The sequence below is a fragment of the Acidobacteriota bacterium genome, assembly GCA_039028635.1.
GTDB lineage: Bacteria > Acidobacteriota > Thermoanaerobaculia > Multivoradales > JBCCEF01 > JBCCEF01.
Genome location: JBCCHV010000030.1, coordinates 51438 through 70569, shown reverse-complemented (window position 1 = coordinate 70569; position 19132 = coordinate 51438). Strand labels below are relative to the sequence as shown.

Genomic DNA, 19132 nt, shown 5'->3' with positions numbered 1-19132 from the left:
GACGGCCACCGGGTCAACCTCCTCGGCTGGCAATGGGCTCCCCGACGGGCCGATCTCGACGGCAGCTTCGAAGTATTGGCTTTCCTGGAGCAGGATCGCTATCGTCGTCAGCCGGTTCTGCGGCTGGTCGACGCGCGGCCGCTGTGACGGCCGCCGGCGGGGGATTGGTGACCCTGGCGCCACCTCGCCGGTCGGGGCGAAAGGGCTCTGCAATCAGATTCCGTGCCAACGGCCCGAGAATTCCGCTCCCGAGACCATAGAATACGTCCGCCATGGCCCAGCGTCCGCGACAGCCGCCCCTCGCCGGGCTCCGCCGACTCCTCCTCCTGCTGCTCCTGGTCGGCTTCGCCGGCCTGGTCTGGCTGTTGGTGGCGGGGCAAGCCGGCGACGAGCGCAAGGTCGCCGAGGACGTGCCGCGGTCCGAGATTCCACCCGGCGACATCACCCTGCTGGGCGAGGGCTTCGAGTTCACCCAGACCGAGAAGAATCTCAAGGTGTTTCGCATCGAGGGAGCGTCGGTGCGCATCCGCCAGGGCAACCAGGTGCTACTCGATCAGGTCCGGCTGACTCTCTATGACGACGATCAGACCGCCTACCATGTGGTCGCCGACGAGGCGAGCTTCGATCACGGCACCCGCGATGCCCGTCTCTCCGGCAACGTCCGCCTGTCCGGCCCCCAGGGCATGGAGCTGACCTGTCGCGGCCTCCTGCTCAAGAATCGCGGTCGCCTCGCCGAGAGCACCAGCCCGGTCGCCTTCGCCTACGCCGGCGCCTACGACGGCCAAGGGGATCGACTGCGCATCCTCTTCCCGGAGGACCTCCTCACCCTGGCCGGCAACGTGCGCGTCACCTCCACCTTGCCCGCAGCCGCCATGACCCTCACCGCCGACAACGTCTTCATGGAACGGCCGCGCAAGCAGATCCGGGCCACCGGCAACGTCGAGCTGCGCCAGGGAGGCAACGTGGTTCGCGGCCGGCGCCTCAACATGTTCCTGTCGGACGACGAGCGCCGGGTCACCTTCGTCCGCGCCCGCTGGGAGGTTTCCGGCCGCTACGCGGCGCCCCAGGCGAGCCCCGACCAGCCCTCGGCTCTGCGCTTCACCGCCCGCAGCGTTTCGATGTTGATGAAGGAAAACGGCACCGAGCCCCGCAGCGTCGAGTTCGAAGGCGCCCCGGATCAGCGCACGGTGGTCACCACCCAGAGCGCCACCGGCGTGCTCCAGACCCTCGATGCGAGCTACATCGTGACCCGCCTCGAGGGCGTCGGCGGCCGCTACATGGAGGCTTTCGGCCGTCCGACCCTGGTGGAGTCGCGGGTCGACGCCCCGGATGCCGTGCTCCGGCGGGTGATCGGAGATCGCCTGCGGGCGGTGTTCGACGGCCAGGGCGAGCTCTCGAACCTGGAGTCCGGACCCGACGTCGAGCTCGAGGACGGCACTCACCACGCCATCGGCGACCGCCTGACCTTCGAAGGCAGTGGGGAAACCGGCGAGGCGGAGCTCTTCGGTACCCCCGTCGAGGTGACCTCGGAACGCGGCGAGCTGACCTCGCCGCACGTCGTCCTGGAGCGTAAGTCGGGGCTGCTGCGCGCCGATCAAGGAGTTTCCGCCCTGCTGCAGGATGGCGACGAGCTCGGCTTCGACGGGACCCCCCTGGGCGAGGGGGAGGGACCGATCCGGGTCGAGGCCGAGACCGCCTTCTTCCGCGATCAGCCGCGCGCCGCGCTGTTTCGCGGCGGCGCCCGCGCCTGGCGCGGCAGCAGCCTGCTGGTGGGCGACGAGATCCGCGCCGACGTCACCGATGAAGGCGATGTGCTGAGCGCCCGCGGCAATGTCAAAACCCTCTGGATCGATCCCACTCAGGGTCGGCAGCCGGTCGAGGTGATCGCCCAGGAGATGGAGTATCGCCAGGGCCAGGGAGTCCTGCTTTACCGCGGGGGAGTCCACAGTCAGCAAGGCGGCCGCAAGCTCAGCGGCAAGCGCCTCGAGGTGGAGCTCGACGACGATGGCCGCGCTCGCACCATGGCCTGTTACGACACGGTGCGCCTGACCGATCCGGCGAGCGGCAACCGCGCCGAGGGCGACCAAGCCCTCTATGACCTCGCGGCGCGCACCATCGATCTGCGCGGCGCGCCGGCCAAGATGGTCAAGAGCGACGGTGCCGAGCTCCAGGGTCGCCGCGTGCTCTACGAGCTCGACGGCGGAAGAGGGCGGGTCTTGGGTACCGGTGACGAGGCCGCGGACGAAGAGCCCGAGGGAGAGCAGGGGAATGACTAGCGATCGGCCAAGGCGAGTGCTGCGCACCGAGAGCCTGCGCAAGGTCTACCGCGCCCGCGCCGTGGTGGAGGACGTCTCCATCGAGGTCGGTCCGGGTGAGATCGTCGGTCTCCTCGGTCCCAATGGTGCCGGCAAGACGACCACCTTCTACATGGTCGTCGGGCTGACGCCCCCGGACGCCGGCACCGTCTTCCTCGGCGACGAGGACATCACGGCGCTACCGATGTACCTGCGGGCGCAGCGCGGCATCAGCTATTTGCCCCAGGAGCCCTCGATCTTCCGCAAGATGTCCGTCGAGGACAATCTGCGCTGCATCTTCGAGACCCTCGACCTTTCCCACGGAGAGCAGGAGCGGCGCATCGACCAGCTGATTCAGGAGTTCGGCCTGGCGAAGGTTCGCAAGAGTCCGGGGTACGCCCTGTCGGGGGGTGAGCGACGGCGCGTCGAGATCGCCCGAGCGCTGGTCATCAACCCCTGGCACATCCTTCTCGACGAGCCTTTCGCGGGCATCGATCCGATCGCCGTGCTCGACATCCAGGGCATCATCCGGCACCTCAAAACGATGGGCATCGGAATCCTGATCACCGACCATAACGTGCGGGAAACATTGAAAATAACCGACCGCGCTTATATCATCAACAATGGTGGAATCCTGCGATCCGGAGCTCCCGACGACCTATCCCGCGACCCCCAGGTGCGCAAGATCTACCTGGGTGAGCAATTCCAGCTCTAGGTAGAGAAGAGTTCCATGGCGCTCGAGCAAAAGCTGTCCCTCAAGCTGGCTCAAAAGCTGGTGATGACGCCATCGCTGCAGCAGGCGATCAAGCTGCTGCAGATGACCCGCATGGAGCTCGAGACGCTGGTCACTCAGGAGCTGGTGGAGAATCCCGTCCTCGAGGAGACCAGCGAGGCGCCGGAAGACGTCAACGATCGCAACGATCCCGAATCCGGCGACAAGGAACCGGAAGACAACGGTCTCGACGACTCGATCGAGAACATCGACCTCGACGCCTACTTCGGGGAGTACTGGGAGAGCTCCGGCTATCCCTCGATGCACGAGCATCGAGAGGACTACCGGATGGAGAACAACCTCACCCAGGAGCCGGACCTCTACGATCACCTGCTGTGGCAGCTCCACATGACCGACACCGCGCCGCGCCTGCGGGAGATCGCCGAGACCATCATCGGCAATCTCAACCCCGACGGCTTTCTCGTCGCCAGCCTCGAAGAGCTCTGCGATGCCGGCCTCGATGTCTCCGGCGAGCTCGAGGAGCCCTATCCGGAGGAAGAAGTGCTGCGCGCCCTCGAGCTGGTGCGCAGCTTCGAGCCTTCCGGCGTCGCCTGCCGCGACCTCCAGGAGAGCCTGCTGCACCAGCTCTTGGCGGAGGTCGACGACGCCGCCGAAGAGGGCCGCGGCCCGACGGCCGAGGCGAGCCTTGCGGCGCCGGCCGAGGCCGATCCCGACGAAGCGGCCGAAGCCCTGCCGGAGAGTGCGGCGGAAGAGGATGACGACGACCTCGACCTGCCGCCGGAGGTCGCCCTCGCCATCCGGCTGATCCGCGACCACTGGGACCTCTTCTTGCGGCGCCAGTTCCCGGCCATCGCCAAGACCCTCGGCGTCGAGCTCGAGGCGCTGCGGCCGGCGGTCGAAAAGATCAAGACCCTGGAGACGCGCCCCGGTCGCCGCTTCAGCAGCGATCGCGCCCACTACATCGAGCCCGACGTCCACGTCTACCGGGTGGGCCAGGAGTACGTCATCCAGCTCAACGACGACGGCTTGCCGCGCTTGCGGGTGAGCCGCGCCTATCGGCGTATGCTGCAGCGCATGCGCAACGACGCCAGCCAGAGCGAGGCGCAGCAGTTCATCAAGGAGAAGATGCGCTCCGCCATCTGGCTGATCAAAAGCCTGGACCAGCGCCAGCGGACGATCTACAAAGTGGCCAACTCGATCGTGCACCAACAGCGCGAGTTCCTCGATCACGGCATCGACCACCTGCGCCCGATGGTGCTGCGCGATGTCGCCGAGGACATCGGCATGCACGAGTCGACGGTCAGCCGGGTCGTCTCGAACAAGTACATCCACACGCCGCGCGGCGTGTTTCCCATGAAGTTCTTCTTCCACAGCGGGATCGACCGCGAGTATGGCGACAACATCTCCTCGCTGACGGTCAAGCGCAAGATCGAGCAGATGATCCAGGGTGAGGACCCGAAGCGTCCGCTCTCCGACAGCGAGCTGATGCGGGTGCTCAACCGCGAGGGCATCCAGATCGCCCGGCGCACCGTCGCCAAGTACCGCGACGAGCTTTCGATCCCTTCCTCGACGGAGCGTAAGAAGATCTTCTAGCCGGGCCCGCAAAGGCGGGCCGAGACGCGAAAGGAGCCGATGAACATCGAATTTGTGGGTCGCCACATGACGGTCGATGACGGGGTTCGCCAGTTCGCCGCCAAGAAGCTCGAGAAGCTCGACAAATTCCTCCAGGAGCCGGTCGACGTGAAGGTCACCCTCGGGGTGGAGAAGCGCCGCAAGCTCGCCGAAATCCACGTCGCCCACCGCCTCGGGGTGCTGCAGGCGACGGAGGCCACCGACGACATGAAAGAGGCCATTCAGATGGCCGCCGACAAGGTGGAGAAGCAGGCCCGCCGGGGCCTGAGCCGCCTCAAGGACCGCCGCAAGCGCGGTCCGGCGCCGCCACCCGGGTCCTGGCCCCTGGACGTCGTGGAAGTGCAGGAGGACAATCGCCCGCGGGTGATTCGCTCGACCAATCTGGTGATCAAGCCGATGGGGGTCGAAGAAGCGGTCTTGCAGCTCGACAGCGGCAAGAACGACTTTCTGGTGTTCCGTGAGCTGGACTCCGAGCAGGTGCAGGTGATCTACAAGAGAAAGGACGGCAACTACGGGCTCATTGCGCCCGAGTTCTGAGCCGACGGCGTCCCCCTCATGGATCTTGCTTCACTGCTCAGCCCCGGGCTGATCTTCCACGACCTCCAGGGTGCGCAGCGGGACGAGGTCCTGCGCGAGCTCACCGGCCGCATCGCCGCCAGCGGCGCCATCGACCAGGGGGACATCCTGTTCCAGCGCATTCTCGAGCGCGAAGAGCTCGGCTCGACCGCCCTCGGTCAGGGAGTGGCGGTTCCCCACTGCAAGCTCAAGGGCCTCCGCCAGCCGCTCCTGGCGGTGGCCCTGGTGCCCGCGGGAGTCGAGTTCGGTGCACCCGATGGCGAGGCCGTCAAGGTTCTCTTTCTGCTCGCTTCGCCGGAGCGCGAGCCGGTCTTGCACCTCCAGGCCCTGGCGGCGATCTCGAAGTGGGTGCGCAGCGGCGGCAGCTACGAGCGCCTCGCCGCCGCCGACGACTCGGCCGCCCTGTTCGCTCTCCTCGCGACCCAGGAGATCGACTCGTGAACGGCATCACCAGTGTCGCCGTCGACGAGCTCCTCGGGCCCAATCTGGTCGACCTCGCTCTCGAGGTCCTGGCCGGCGATCACCACCTCAACAACGCCATTACCCACCCGCGGGTGCAGAAGCCGGGTCTGGCCTTCGCCGGCTACTACGAGTACATCAAGCCGGGGCGAGTCCAGATCATCGGCGCCAGCGAAACCGCCTATCTCCAAACCCTCGACACCGAAACCCTGCAGCAGCGCCTCGATCACATCACCCGCCTCGAGATCCCGGTCTTCGTGATCACCAAGGGCATCGCCCCTTTGCCGGGCTTCCTCGAGCTCTGCCGCCAACGGGAGCTGCCGGTGCTGAGCTCCTCGGCCCTGTCGTCGGTGGTGATCAAAGAGATCAGCTGGTTTCTCGACGAGCGCCTGGCACCCTCGACCCAGGTCCACGGCGTCCTGCTCGAAGTGCTCGGGCTGGGGGTCCTTCTGATCGGTGACTCCGGGGTGGGGAAGAGCGAATCGGCGCTCGACCTGATCTCCCGCGGGAACAGCCTGGTGGCCGATGACCGGGTGGTGATCCAGCGCTTTCCCAATGGTGACCTCGTAGGGTCGAGCGACGGACCGCTGCGCCACCACATGGAGCTGCGCGGCATGGGGATCATCAACGTTCAAGATCTCTTCGGCCTGGCGGCGGTGCGCGAGCGCAAGACCATCGATCTGGTGATCGAGCTCGAGCACTGGCAGGAGGGCAAGGCCTACGATCGCCACGGCCTCGACGAGACCCTCTATCCGATTCTCGACACCCCGGTGCCTTACCTGCTGATGCCGGTGGCCCTGGGACGCAACGTTTCCATCCTGGTCGAGATCGCCGCCCGCAACCACGTCCTCAAGCTGCAGGGCCACCATTCGGCGCGCGAGTTCAACCGCAAGCTCAACGCCGAGATCGAACGCAACCGACGCGGCTCGTCCCCGAGGCAATGATGACCGATCGATCCGACAATCGCGCCAAGCTGGTTCTCATCACCGGTCTCTCGGGTTCGGGCAAGAGTTCGGTGGCCAAGGCCTTCGAGGACATGGGCTACTACACCGTCGACAACCTGCCGCTGCCGCTGCTGCGGCAGTTCATCGCCCGTCCCCTCGAGCTGGTCCAGGGCTATCGCCACATCGCCGTGGTCGCCGACGTCCGGGCCCCGGGCTTCGCCGAGGAGTTCCCGGCCCTGGTGCAGGACCTCGACCGGCGCGAGATCGAAGTGACCCTGTTGTTTCTCGAGGCCTCGGACGAGATTCTGGTGCGGCGGTTCTCGGAAACCCGCCGCCCCCACCCTCTGGCCCCGGACCGCTCGGTGATTGCCGGCATCGAGCGCGAGCGCGAGCTGATGGCGGAGTTGCGTGGCCTGGCCGACCGGGTGTTCGACAGCACCGAATGGTCGGTCCACGACGCCCGCCGGCAGGTCGGCTCGGACTTCTCACCGTCGGACGAGTCCGACGTGGCGATGCTGGTGTCCCTGGAGAGCTTCGGCTTCAAGCACGGCATTCCCTACGGTACCGACCTGCTGTTCGATGTTCGCTTCTTGCCGAACCCCTATTTCGTCCCCGGACTGCGCGAGCGCACCGGTCTCGAAGCACCGGTGAAGGAATTCCTCGACGCTCAAGAAGATTTTCACCAGGTGGGAGAGCGGCTGACGGACCTCCTGCTGTTTCTCCTGCCGCGTTACCGCCATGAGCGGCGCAGCTATCTGACGGTGGCCGTCGGCTGCACCGGCGGGCGTCATCGCTCGGTGGCAGTGGCCGAAGAGCTGGCCCGCCGCCTCGACGCCGCCGGTTGGGAAACGCGAGTCTCCCATCGCGACCTGGAGCGCCACGGAAAGGGCGCGAACAAGGCGTAACAAGGCGCCCTCCAACGTTGGGATTTCCGGAGAGCGTCGAGGTCTGAGAGGATCCCCAAGTCATGATCGGAACCCTGATACTCACTCACGGCGGCCTGGCGGACGAATTTCTCGCCTCCGCCCAGAAGATCAACGGCCCGGTGGCGCAGTTCGACGCCATCAGCCTGAAGTGGTCGTCATCGCCGGACGCCGCCCGCGATCGCGTCCGCAAGGCGATCCATGATCTCGACTGCGGCAGTGGAGTGCTGATCCTGACCGATGCTTTCGGAACCACCCCTTGCAATGTCGCCATGGGGTTCTACGATCCCGGCCGTGTCGAGGTGGTCTCGGGAGTCAATCTGCCGATGGTGATGCGTCTCGCCTGTCTCGGCAACCTGCGCACCGACAACCTGGCCGACGCCGCCCACTGGCTGGCGGAGAAGGGCAAGCAGAGCATCTGCGTGGCGGGCGATCGGTTGACCAAGGCCAATGGCGAATCTCCGCCCGCCGACGAGCCCTGCGGTGATTGAACGCCAGGTCGAGATCGTCAATCGCCTCGGCCTTCACGCCCGGGCGGCGGCCAAGCTGGTGCACCGGGCGAGCGCCTTCGAGAGTCGCATTTTCCTGCTCAAGGACGGCGAGGAGGTCGACGCCAAAAGCATTCTCGGCATCCTCCTTCTCGCCGCCGCCCAGGGAACGCACATCACCTTGCGCATCGAGGGCAGGGACGAGGGCGACGCCATGCTGGCCCTGACCGAGCTGATCGCCAATCGCTTCGACGAAGAAGCGTGAAAGCCCTGAACGATTGAACGTCAAGTCATTGATAATAAAACACTTGAGCGAGAGTCACGGAGAATCGAGGTCGTGAATCAAATCGCCATGCAAACCCTCGTCGGCAAGGGTGTCTCCGGCGGTGTCGCCATCGGCCGCGCCGTCTCGATCACCAATCGCATTGCCGAGGTCTACCGGTTCCCTCTCGAGCCCCACGCTGTCGACGCCGAGATCGAGCGTTTCGAAGAGGCGGTTCGCCTCACCGAACAGGAGACCCAGCGCATCCAGGCGAAGGCCGATGGCGACCTTGGCGAGGAGATGGCGGCGATCTTCGATGCCCACCTCTTGATGCTGCGAGACGACTCTTTCACCGGTCGAATCAGCAAAGAGATCCGCCACGAGCACATCAATGCCGAGTGGGCGGTCTACAAGGTCGCCGGGGCCCTCGAAGAGCGCTTTCGGGAGATCGAGGACGAGTACCTGAAAGAACGCAGCCAGGACATTCGGGATGTCGGTCGGCACCTGATCAAGACACTCCACGGAGTGTCCCATCACGAGCTGTCGGAGATCGAGGGGGACGTCGTGGTGGTGGCCGACGACCTGACGCCGGCCGACGCCGTGCGTCTCGGCCGCGAGCAGGTGGTCGCCTTCGTCATCGAGACCGGCAGTCGGACCTCGCACACCACCATCATCGCGCGCTCCCTCAACATCCCGCTGGTGGCCGGTCTGCGCGGCATCACCGAGCGGATCACGGACCGCGACCCGCTGGTGGTGGACGGCGACGAAGGCACCGTCGTCCTTCACCCCACGGCCGCAGCCTTGACCCACTATCGCGAGCGCCGCGCCGAGGCCGAACGCCGCGATCGCGAGCTCCTCGGCACCCGCGATCTCAAGGCAGTGACCCGCGATGGCCACGCCATTCAGTTGATGGCGAACATCGATCTACCGGAAGAGCTCGACGACCTGACCCAATACGGCGCCGACGGCGTCGGCCTTTATCGCTCCGAGTTTCTCTACATCGAGAAGAGCCCGGAGATGCCGACGGAGGAGGAGCACGTCGCGACCTACGAGCGCATCGCGCGCACCGTGGCTCCCCACCCGGCGATCATCCGGACCTACGATCTCGGGGGCCGCAAGCTGGCCCGCGAGATGACCCAGATCGACGAGGAAAATCCCGTCCTCGGCCTGCGCGGCCTGCGCCTCACGTTGGGGCGGCCGGAGATTTTCCGCACCCAGCTTCGGGCCCTTTTCAGGGCCGCTCGCGAGGCGAATCTCTGGGTGCTGCTGCCGATGGTCTCGTCGGTGCAGGAGATTCGTCGCTTCCGGGAGTATGCCAACGAGGTTCGCTCGGAGCTCGCCGCCGAGGGCCTGTGCGATCTCCAGCCTTACAAGCTGGGTGCCATGATCGAGGTGCCCTCTGCCGCCCTCACCGCCGACATCCTGGCCCGCGAAGTCGACTTCTTCGCCATCGGAACCAACGACCTGATCCAGTATTCGCTCGCCGTCGACCGCAACAACGAGCACGTCGCCGACCTCTACCAGCCGCTGCACCCGGCGATTCTGCGCATGCTGCGGATGGTGGTGGAGGCGGCCCAGAAGGCCGATATCGAGCTCAGCCTGTGCGGCGAGATGGCGAGCGACCAGCGCTACGCTCCGCTGCTCGTCGGTCTCGGTCTGCGTCGTCTCTCGATGAGCTCGCGGGTCATCCCCACCATCAAGACCTTGATCCGAGAGCGCCGCCTCGACGAGCTCGAGGCCCTCGCCGAGGAGTGCCTAGAGCTGCCGAGCGGTACCGAGGTCGAAGCACGCCTCGAGAGCTTTCTGGCGGAGCCGGTGGTGGCGACGGCCGACTGACCGATGCCGTCCCGGCGACCGGGTCGAGGGCCGGGCGCCGGTTGCGATAGTCTTCCGCCCCATGAAGCGCTGGGAACCGCTGTCGTTGCCGTGTCTGCTGGTCGCCTTGTCCGTGGCGGCCTGTTCCTCCGTGCCCCAACCGAGCACCGAGCCACCCCCGATCGCGGCCGAAGCCGCGCCGCCGACCTCGGCGGCGTTGCCAGCCGAAACCGTGGAGGAGGCGACTCCGGAACCGCCAGGGACTTCTGCCGCGGAGGACGACGATCCGACCCTCGTCCAGCTCGGCCGACCGGCCGAGACCCAGCGCGCACCACTGACCCTGGTCGAGGCGGCGCGCCGGGCGCGAGAGCAACGCCGGCGTTCCGAGAAGGAGCCGATCGCGACGATCACCAACGAGAATCTCGCCGAGTTCGCGGCCAAGGGCCAGGTGACCTTCGCTCCGGAGCCGGCAAACGCCGCCGCCGCAGGCGCCGACGGCGACGATTCGAGCACTGGCGGTGACGAGGCCTACTGGCGATCGACGGTCCGGCGTCTACGACTCAACTGGGCGGAGGCGGTGGAGCGGGCCAAGGAGCTCGAGGACGAGGTGGCCGATCTACGCTGGCAGTTCTATGCCGCCGACGATCCCTTCCTGCGCGACGAGCGCATCAAACCGCAGTGGGATCGCGCCATCGACGACCTGCGCGCCGCCCGCGTCGATAGCGAGCGCTTCCGAGAAGACCTCGCCGAGACCCTCGAAGCCGGCCGCCAGGCCGGCGCCCTCCCGGGCTGGCTGCGCGACGGGATCGAGCTCGAGCCGGAAGTCGACGATTCGCCGGAGGACCGCGAGCCCGAGGCTCAACAGCCGATTCCGCCGCCGATCTACAACCAACCGCCGGGCTGAACGAACCCGAGGACCGATTGATGAGTCATACGCCGCGACGCTTTTTTATCGAGACCTGGGGCTGCCAGATGAACGAGCTCGACACCCAGCGCATGTCTGGGCAGTTGATGCAGCAGGGCATCTTGCCGACCCGCGACGCCGCGGAGGCGGACATCATCCTGCTCAACTCCTGCAGCGTGCGCGAGAAGGCCGAGCAGAAGGTCTTTTCGCGCCTCGGCTCCTACCGCAAGTTCAAGCAGGACCGGGAGGACATGCTGATCGGCCTCTGCGGCTGCGTCGCCCAGCAGGTGGGGAAGCGCGCCCTGAGCAAGGTTCCGGAGCTCGACTTCGTCCTCGGACCGGCGCGGGTCGGCGAGCTCGCCACCATCATCGACCGCCGGCGCGCCGGCGAGCGCGTCGTCGCCACCGGCTTTCCGGAGGAGCGAGCCTACGAGTTCGACAGCATCACGCGTACCGGCGAATACAAGGGAATGGTGACGATCATCGAGGGCTGCAACAAGAAATGCACCTTCTGCATCGTCCCCTCGACCCGTGGCCCCGAGCGTAGCCGGACGATGGACGAGATCCTGTCCGAAGTGCGCCATCTCCTCGACTACGGCTTCGTCGAGGTCGAGCTCCTTGGCCAGACCGTCAACCATTGGCGGGAGCCCGAGCACGGCAGCCGACCGGGCGCCGACTTCGCCGACCTGCTCGACGAGGTGGCACGCATTCCAGGTCTGCAGCGTCTGCGCTTCGTGACCTCCTATCCGCGCGATTTCACGCCGCGCATGGTGGAGCAGTTCGAGCGCCATCCCAACATCTGCAATTACCTGCACCTGCCGGTGCAGTCGGGCTCGAACTCGGTCCTCAAGCTGATGGGCCGCGGCTACCAGGTCGAGGCCTATCGCGACCTGGTCGCGCAGCTTCGCCAGGCGCGGCCGGACCTGGCGCTCTCGACCGATCTGATCGTCGGCTTCCCGGGCGAAAGCGAGGAAGATTTCGAGGCCACTCTCGATTTGGTGCGCGAGGTGCTGTTCGCCTCGATCTACGCCTTCAAGTACTCGGTACGCCCCTACACGGCGGCCCCAAGGCTCAAGAACCATGTCGACCCGGACGTCGCCTCCGAGCGCCTGCAGCGCCTGTTCGACGTCCAGGCCAAGATCCAGCGCCAGCTCAACGAGGAGATGATCGGCAGGACTGTCGACGTGCTGGTCACCGGCTGGGGGAAAGAGCCTGGATTCCAAACCGGGCGAACCACCTGCCACCGGGTGATCCACTTCGATACCAGCGGCCATGTAGCGCCGCTCGGATCGATCATTCCCGTCACCGTGCGCTCGGCCTTTCCCCATAGCCTGATCGGCAAGACCCGCGCCGTCGCCTGAGGGCGCCACGAAGGGCTCGATCGCCCTCTAGATCCGCTTTCATCCGATTGTCGGCGCGCCGACAATCGCCAGGGATGGGCCCCGGCCAAATGCCTGGAGCGTCCCGAAGCTCTCACCAGCTTCGGCTTCACGGCCGAGATCATGCCCTTCAGCTCGGCGGTCTTGTGCTCGCGTCCCCAACCAAGGGCGGGATGTCGGCGCGCCGACAATCCTGCCTTTGAGGGAGTTGAGTCACTGCTCCGAACCCGTCGCGTCGGCACCGGCTCCGCCTGATTCCCTCCTTGACGCGGCCTCGAGCGAGGCCCACAATAGAAACACGATGAGCCTGTCCTCCGAAGAGCTGAAGATGGAGATCCGAGGGTTGATCCTCGACCCTTCGTCGAACAGCCCGATCGTGGTCTTGCGGGACGAGAGCAGCCAGATCTTTCTGCCCATCTGCATCGGCCTCTTCGAAGCCAACGCCATCGCTCAGCAGATCGAGAAGAACGCGCCTCCCAGGCCCATGACCCATGATCTGTTGAAGAACGTCTTCCAGCATGTCGGCGTCGAGATCGAGAAGATCGTCATCTCGGATCTGCAGGAAAACACCTTCTTCGCCCGCATCCACGTCCGCCAGACGGGGGAGCTCTCCGAAATCGATTCGCGGCCGAGCGACGCCATCGCGCTGGCGCTGCGCGCCGAGGCCCCGATCTTCGTGCTGCGGTCGGTTCTGGAGAAGGCCGAAGCGCTCGACCTCCTGACCCCACACAGCGACGAAGAGAAGCTCAAGAAGTGGCTCGAAGAGCTCGATCCCGAAGAGCTCGGCAAGTACAAGATGTAGGTCGGTCACGGATCCGAATCCCGATCCGTGACGCAGAAATCCACTATTTCACCCGCGTGCCGATGTCGGCGCGCCGACATTGGCAGCGAATCTTGACCACCTCTAGACCTTCGCTTACACTCCCGCCCAATCCATGATCATTGCAATCACCAACCAAAAAGGCGGTGTCGGCAAGACCACGACCGCCATCAATCTCTCGGCGGCCTTGGCCCAAAAAGGCCTCAAAACTCTGTTGGTCGATCTCGATCCTCAGGCCAACAGCACGATGTCGTTCCTCGACGTTCACGCCATCAAGAGCACCGTTTACGAGGCTTTGACGGACGACCAGGTGCCGCTGCGAGACGTCATCTTGCCGGTCGACAAGCTCGCCACCTTGGCGGTCGCGCCGTCGGGTATCGCCCTCGCCAAGATCGAGGCCAAGCTGATCGGGGAGCTCGACAGCCACTTTCGACTGAAGGACGAGCTCCAGTCGGTGACCGACGCCTTCGACTACATCATCCTCGACACGCCACCGACCCTCGGCATCATCACCGTCAACGCCCTGGTCGCCGCGACCCATGTGCTGATCCCGGTGCAGGCGAGCTACTTCGCCCTCGAAGGCACCGACGACCTCCTCGAGACGGTCGACAAGATCAAGGTGCGCGCCAACCCCGAGCTGCAGATTCTCGGCGCGCTGATCACCCTCTACGACAAACGCACGCTGCTGTCGCGCGACATCCGCGAGCAGGTGAGCGCGGTGTTCGGTGATCGCGTCTTCGACACGGTGATCACCAAGAGCGTTCGCCTCGAGGAGAGCCCGGCCTACCGCGAGTCGATCTTCACCTTCGCGCCGCGGTCGAGCGGTGCCTTTGAGTACTACCGGCTGTCCGAAGAAGTCGTCAGCCGAGTCTGAACCTCCCAGGAGCTAGATCCATGGCCGAGCCGACCACCAAGAAGCGGGGACTTCCGGGGCGGGTGAAAATGCGTCACTCGCAGCACTTCGTCGACGAGCTCACGGCGCGCCATGAAACACCGGTGGGACGCATGCTGCCGCTGGCCGCCCTCGAGCCGGATCCGCTTCAGCCTCGCAAGTCGATGGGAGACCTCGACGATCTGGTGCAGTCGATTCAAGACAAGGGCATTTTGGAGCCCATCCTGGTGCGTCCCCTCGAGTCCGGCGACGACGACGAGATGAGCTTCCGGATCATCTCCGGCGAGCGTCGCTTCCGCGCCGCCCAGGCCGCGGGCCTCTACGAGGTTCCGGTGATCGAGATGGAGGTGTCGGAGGACGAGGCCCTCGAGATCGCGCTGATCGAGAATCTGCAGCGCAAAGACCTGACGCCGTTCGAAGAAGCCGAGGGCTACCGCGCCCTGGCCGAGCGTCACGGCTATACCCACGAGGCCATTTCCGAGGCAGTGGGGAAGTCGCGCACGGTGATCACCGAGAGCCTCTCGCTCCTGCAGATGCCGCCGAAGGTCCGGACCACCGCTCAGGCCCTCGGCCTGACCTCGAAGTCGCTTCTCCTGGAAGTGCTCAAGGCCGGCAGCGAAGAGGAGATGATCAAGCTTCTCGAAGACGTGGCGACCCGCGGCCTGAGCCGCGACGATCTGCGTCAACGCATGCGGACTCCGCGCAAGGAAGGCGCCCCGCGCCGCAAGCCCTACGTGTTCAAGTTCAAGGCTCCCGACAAGACCTACTCCCTCTCTCTCAGCTTCCGCCAAAGCGAGGTGGAGAAGGGCGACCTGATCTCGGCTCTCGAGACCATCCTGCAGCAGCTACGGCAGGAGACCTGACGGGTCCCCCCAGCGGATCGAAGCCAAGCCCCCTCGCCATCCCTGATCACCTCCCGGCAAGTCCGGAGGAGAGCTGGATCAGTCCTGCTGCGGATCGACCTTGCCTCGCGCGACCTCACCGGCGAGGGCATCGAGCCGCGGTTCCCAAAAGCGCCGGAACTGGCCCAGCCAGGCGTCGACCTCTCTCATCGGCAAGGTCTCGAGCGCATAGAGACGCCGGGCGCCATCCACCCGGGCGTTGGCGAAACCCGCCTCGCGCAAGACTCGCAGGTGCTGCGACACCGCCGATTGGGAGATCCCGAATTCCCGAGAGATGACGGCGACGACCTCTCCCGAGCTGCTCTCAGCGACCAGCAGAAGCTCGAGAATGCGCCGCCGGACTGGGTGGCCAAGGACGTCGAAGGCGTGCAATCTACTGACCTTCGCCGGAATAGAAGACCCGCACCCGCTCGGCGCGAGTCAGGGCGGCCGCCTCATCGGTTCCAGCCGCAATCGCCGCCGTTCCCCAGGCATCACTGCTGAGGCGGATGTAGCCCTTGCCCTCATCGGACAGGGCCCAAGCTTCGGCCGCCTGGGGATCGACCTGCTGGCCGGTCGCGAGATGCTCTTCGAGAGCCCGCAAACCGAGCTCCCATCCGATTCCCGTCGCGCCCGGTCCGAATTGATCCCAAGTGCTGTCCGGCATCGGTGCGAAGTGCTCGAGACGCAGCCGCGTCACCTTCTCTGAAACCTCCGCGAGATCGACCCGCACCCAGCTCACCTGGTCGTTCATGCACCAGGTGACCGCCAATCGCTTCGGCGGCTCGCACTCGGTGATCTCGCCACCGGCGTTGCCCTCGAGCTGATAACGACCGCCCAGCCGGAGGTCTCCGGAGACGGGCAAGAACCAGCGGGGCAAGCGTTCCGGATTAGTCAGGGCATCCCACAGGTCGACGATGGAAGTGGGGTAGTCGCGGCTGGCGACGGCACCGCGCACCGGCTGGCCGTCGACCTCCGCGTCGGTAATCTCTCTCGAAACGGCTCCGATCAGGCGATCGATCTCGAAGTGCATACAGAGCTCCCCTTCCTTCTTCAGCTCGGCAGAGCCAGGATCCGGCTCGCGAGGTTTCAAGGTTTATGCGGCTTCCACGGCAAGACGAGGAAATCGTATTAGATCGATCTAATATTAGTCAAATTTTCTGACCGGGAGCCTTGCTGCGAAAAGGCCCTCCCGACCATCCGAACGAGGCTCAAAACTGAAACCGTCGTAACGAGCCCCATCCTCAGGGCGCCAGAGGGAGGGAGAGTCCTGCCCAAAATCCTTATCTCGAAGGGGGTTCCATCAATGCCCGTCGTCTGGCGACCTGCCTTACCGCTCTTCGTCGTTCTCATCCTGATCATCACCGGCTGCCAATCCTCGACGATCCCGACGGCCGACGTACCCGACTCGTGGCGGGTCCGTCCGAACCGCAACGACGACTCACCACCGATCGTGACCATCGCTCCGCTGAACCTTCGAGCTCCCCAGACCCTTCGCGACGGCTCCTTGGCGCCTCCTCCGCTAGATCCCGTCGGGCCGGACAATCCGATCCACCGATACGTCTTCGACCATCCCGAGGGTGGGGGAGACGACACCGTCCAGGTCATGGCGATCGCTCATGATCCAGAGAGCGGAACCGCCCGCCTGACGATCACCGCCCAGCTCCGTCTCTCCTGTGGCAACTCCCAGCCCCAGCAGGACCCCCGGGGATTGAGCTGCCACGATTCCGGAGCAGGCAAGCTCTGCATTGGCAGGATCGAGGTGACCCAGCTTCGCGCCGCAAGCGTCGACATCAATCTCGGATCGACGCTGAGAATCGACGACCTCGCCGACGTCCAATGCCCGCTCGGCGGCGAGCTCCTGATCCAAGGACTGCTCACCGCCAGCGCCAGCAACTTCGCGGGCCAGACCTCCTTGCCGGCGTTCTATCGCTTCTGTGGCTCGAAGCGGCGTCCAGGCGTCGACCGCATCCACGATCGCGACCTCGAGCAGCGTTGCGGAAGCTCCTAGGAGGAACCGCCGGAACGTAAGTCGGTCGCGTCGTAGAAGGAGTGGATGGCTCGAATCTCGCCTTCGGCGATCCACACCCAGTCACAAACGGGAATGGTGCCGTGAGCGGTTTCCATGTCGAAGCGGACCACCGCCTGACCGGGCTCTGCGAGGGTCGATCGAACGGTGAGCGAGGCCACGTTCTGGCGCGACATCGGCTTGACCGTCGCCAGATAGTGCTGCCGCCCCTCGAGGCGCCCGAAGGGACTGGTGTGCACGAAGTCCTCGGCGAGGGGAATCGAGTCGGGATCACCGGCCTGCCAACCTTCGATCCAGGCCAGGGCGAGGCGTCGGGCCTCCGCGGCGTCGCTCATCGTCGAACCTCCCATTGCAGTCGTATCTCCAGTCCGTAGGGCCCCAAGGCCAATAAAGAGAGGGCGAGGCCCGACCCAAACAGATCTTATCGAGCCATCAACCACGGGATTCTCCCACCTGCCATTCTGGACATAAGTTTACATAATATGTCTTATCGGACTCAATACTTGCCGCTGAATCGGGGGCTCTCTGGATCTCGGTGCCGCCCTCAACGAACCGCCACCTCCGAACCCAACGGGAAAAGGCCCCTGGCGCTCAGCCTCCGCCTCGTCTCCAGACGGAGGCTGCAGACCTACGGACAGAACCGGCGCCGTCGAAAATCATGTTGTCTTCGCTAACCGGCCCGACGCGACACCTGACAGCGGCCAGCCGGCCACCATCGAGAAGGCGCCTGCACGACGGCGCCTGCGATTCTCATGAGAACCGCTCCCAGGCGGCCTGTCGCGACACCCCCAGGGCATCGCCGATCTTCTGCCAACTGATCCGCCGGCCACGGGCCTCGTCGATCTGGTCCTGGAGGACGGCGCGCACCGCGTCGAGGGTCCCGTCTGCCACCCGCAGGCCGGCCAGGAGATCGGCGTCGGAGACGCTCTCCCAGCCGGCAAAGGACTCCGGCACCGCCTCCAGGACGCGATTGCAGACACCGACGCACTGGTCACAGATGTGGACCTTGGGCCCCCCCAGCAGCTTGGCGACCTGGGCCGACGTCTTGGCGCAGAAGGAACAGCTCAGGGACTTACGCTGGAAGATTTTCGAGACCATCTCGGGGCTCCTCATGTTTGTCAGGAACATCTTGACAATAATCATGAGAAGACACTCTGTCAAGATTCTCTTGACAGAGTGTCGCGGTAACGGCCCTGATTTGCGGAGCCTGCTTCCTCCCCCGCCGGAATCGCCTCAGCCCTCGATCGATCGACCTTGCAGCGACTCACCACGAGGTTGACTCATGCCGGCCATGATGCGCTCCATCATCAGCACCCGGCCAGCCCGCGGCAGCGTCGCCAGCGAGCCACCCAGCAGCTTCGACAGCCAACCCGGCCGCACCGTGCCTCCGCGCCGCTGCAGGGCCCGCAGAATTCCCTTCGCCACCTCCGAGGGCGTCGACGTACGGTCCATGTGCATCCCAGCCCGCGCCGCGAAGCCACTGCGAACCGGCCCCGGCGCCGCCGCCACCACCGTCACGCCGGCCGACTTCAGCTCGCGGCCGAGGGCCTCGGCGAGGGATTGCACATAGGCCTTGGTCGCCGCATAGTTGGCGGCGCCGGGAACCCCTTGGAAAGCGACGATCGAGCTCATCAGGATCAACCCGCCGCCGCCGCGGGCAACGAGACGCTCCCCAAAACACAGCGCCTGCTCGAGCACGGCGCGACAGTTGACGTCGACCATCGCCAGCTCTTCGGCGAGAACGCCATCGAGCGCCCTTCCCGAGCTTCCGAAGCCGGCGCAGGCCGCCAACAGGCCGACGTCGAGCTCGCTGGTCGCAGCGACCAGGGCCTCGCCGGCGTCCACCTGGGAGAGATCGAGCGGCAACACACGACAGACGACGTCGTGGCGCTCGGTCAGCTCGGCCGCCAGCTCCTCCAGAGCCGGCCGGCGCCGCGCCACCAAAACCGGGCAGACTCCGATCGCGGCGAGCTCGTCGGCGAGAGCGCGCCCGATGCCGTCGGAAGCACCGGTGATCACGGCCCAGCGGCCGAAGCGTGAAAGGAAGCGATCACGGGAGGACTGTGGGACTCGGCTGCTCATGGCTCTTTTTTTCTCCGCC

21 protein-coding genes are annotated in these 19132 nt (G+C 65.7%); 16 read left to right on the top strand and 5 right to left on the bottom strand.

The features are described from left to right. Positions 1-272: 272 nt before the first annotated feature. The 15 genes from lptC to AAF604_13555 all read left to right on the top strand — a co-directional run bounded on the left by lptC (position 273) and on the right by AAF604_13555 (position 14984). On the top strand, positions 273-2276 hold the full coding sequence (gene lptC / locus AAF604_13625; GenBank protein MEM7050700.1) for an LPS export ABC transporter periplasmic protein LptC: 2004 nt from the start codon (positions 273-275) through the stop codon (positions 2274-2276). After that, complete coding sequence (gene lptB, locus AAF604_13620) at positions 2269-3009, top strand: LPS export ABC transporter ATP-binding protein (GenBank protein ID MEM7050699.1); 741 nt, start codon at positions 2269-2271, stop codon at positions 3007-3009. Before lptC ends, lptB begins: the two co-directional genes overlap by 8 nt. A 15-nt stretch (positions 3010-3024) precedes the next feature. After that, entirely contained in the window at positions 3025-4620 is a 1596-nt protein-coding gene (rpoN, locus tag AAF604_13615; GenBank protein MEM7050698.1) for an RNA polymerase factor sigma-54, read from the top strand. Positions 4621-4659: 39 nt separating this feature from the next. Beyond that, positions 4660-5196, top strand: coding sequence for a ribosome-associated translation inhibitor RaiA (raiA, locus tag AAF604_13610; protein MEM7050697.1), 537 nt, complete (start codon positions 4660-4662; stop codon positions 5194-5196). Positions 5197-5214: 18 nt separating this feature from the next. Beyond that, on the top strand, positions 5215-5676 hold the full coding sequence (locus AAF604_13605) for a PTS sugar transporter subunit IIA (protein MEM7050696.1): 462 nt from the start codon (positions 5215-5217) through the stop codon (positions 5674-5676). Beyond that, a complete protein-coding gene (gene hprK, locus AAF604_13600) occupies positions 5673-6638 on the top strand; it encodes an HPr(Ser) kinase/phosphatase (protein MEM7050695.1) in 966 nt (321 codons plus the stop codon). The genes AAF604_13605 and hprK overlap by 4 nt, the downstream gene beginning before the upstream one ends. Next, positions 6638-7543 carry an RNase adapter RapZ gene (gene rapZ, locus AAF604_13595; GenBank protein MEM7050694.1) on the top strand — a complete coding sequence of 302 codons (906 nt, stop codon included), beginning with the start codon at positions 6638-6640 and terminating at the stop codon, positions 7541-7543. The genes hprK and rapZ overlap by 1 nt, the downstream gene beginning before the upstream one ends. A gap of 62 nt (positions 7544-7605) precedes the next feature. After that, entirely contained in the window at positions 7606-8052 is a 447-nt protein-coding gene (locus tag AAF604_13590; GenBank protein MEM7050693.1) for a PTS fructose transporter subunit IIA, read from the top strand. After that, a complete protein-coding gene (locus AAF604_13585) occupies positions 8045-8314 on the top strand; it encodes an HPr family phosphocarrier protein (GenBank protein ID MEM7050692.1) in 270 nt (89 codons plus the stop codon). Before AAF604_13590 ends, AAF604_13585 begins: the two co-directional genes overlap by 8 nt. Positions 8315-8386: 72 nt before the next feature. Further along, positions 8387-10147: a phosphoenolpyruvate--protein phosphotransferase gene (gene ptsP / locus AAF604_13580; GenBank protein MEM7050691.1), complete on the top strand. Its 1761-nt coding sequence runs from the start codon at positions 8387-8389 to the stop codon at positions 10145-10147. Between the two features lie 61 nt (positions 10148-10208). Then, positions 10209-11030, top strand: coding sequence for a hypothetical protein (locus AAF604_13575; GenBank protein ID MEM7050690.1), 822 nt, complete (start codon positions 10209-10211; stop codon positions 11028-11030). Positions 11031-11050: 20 nt separating this feature from the next. Then, positions 11051-12391: a tRNA (N6-isopentenyl adenosine(37)-C2)-methylthiotransferase MiaB gene (miaB, locus tag AAF604_13570; GenBank protein MEM7050689.1), complete on the top strand. Its 1341-nt coding sequence runs from the start codon at positions 11051-11053 to the stop codon at positions 12389-12391. Positions 12392-12710: 319 nt separating this feature from the next. Then, positions 12711-13211: a bifunctional nuclease family protein gene (locus AAF604_13565; protein ID MEM7050688.1), complete on the top strand. Its 501-nt coding sequence runs from the start codon at positions 12711-12713 to the stop codon at positions 13209-13211. A 133-nt stretch (positions 13212-13344) separates the two neighbouring features. After that, complete coding sequence (locus AAF604_13560) at positions 13345-14103, top strand: ParA family protein (protein ID MEM7050687.1); 759 nt, start codon at positions 13345-13347, stop codon at positions 14101-14103. 20 nt (positions 14104-14123) lie between these two features. Further along, positions 14124-14984, top strand: a complete 861-nt coding sequence (locus AAF604_13555; protein ID MEM7050686.1) for a ParB/RepB/Spo0J family partition protein — start codon at positions 14124-14126, stop codon at positions 14982-14984. Positions 14985-15062: 78 nt separating this feature from the next. Here AAF604_13555 and AAF604_13550 read toward each other — a convergent pair whose 3' ends face one another. Together AAF604_13550 and AAF604_13545 are read right to left on the bottom strand one after the other, a co-directional pair. Continuing rightward, the gene (locus tag AAF604_13550; GenBank protein ID MEM7050685.1) at positions 15063-15395 is read right to left on the bottom strand and encodes a metalloregulator ArsR/SmtB family transcription factor; all 333 of its coding nucleotides are present in this window, start codon (positions 15393-15395) and stop codon (positions 15063-15065) included. A 1-nt stretch (position 15396) separates the two neighbouring features. Beyond that, a complete protein-coding gene (locus AAF604_13545; protein MEM7050684.1) occupies positions 15397-16035 on the bottom strand; it encodes an SRPBCC family protein in 639 nt (212 codons plus the stop codon). 273 nt (positions 16036-16308) lie between these two features. On the opposite strand from AAF604_13545, the gene AAF604_13540 reads away from it, so the two are divergent. Beyond that, positions 16309-17013, top strand: a complete 705-nt coding sequence (locus tag AAF604_13540) for a hypothetical protein (protein MEM7050683.1) — start codon at positions 16309-16311, stop codon at positions 17011-17013. Here AAF604_13540 and AAF604_13535 read toward each other — a convergent pair. From AAF604_13535 to AAF604_13525, 3 genes are all read right to left on the bottom strand, one after another. Further along, positions 17010-17366, bottom strand: coding sequence for a nuclear transport factor 2 family protein (locus AAF604_13535; protein ID MEM7050682.1), 357 nt, complete (start codon positions 17364-17366; stop codon positions 17010-17012). The genes AAF604_13540 and AAF604_13535 overlap by 4 nt on opposite strands. Before the next feature lie 415 nt (positions 17367-17781). After that, a complete protein-coding gene (locus tag AAF604_13530; GenBank protein MEM7050681.1) occupies positions 17782-18129 on the bottom strand; it encodes a ClpX C4-type zinc finger protein in 348 nt (115 codons plus the stop codon). Between the two features lie 135 nt (positions 18130-18264). Beyond that, positions 18265-19113 (bottom strand): SDR family NAD(P)-dependent oxidoreductase, encoded by an 849-nt coding sequence (locus AAF604_13525; GenBank protein ID MEM7050680.1) that lies wholly within the window; start codon positions 19111-19113, stop codon positions 18265-18267. Between the last annotated feature and the right edge of the window lie 19 nt (positions 19114-19132).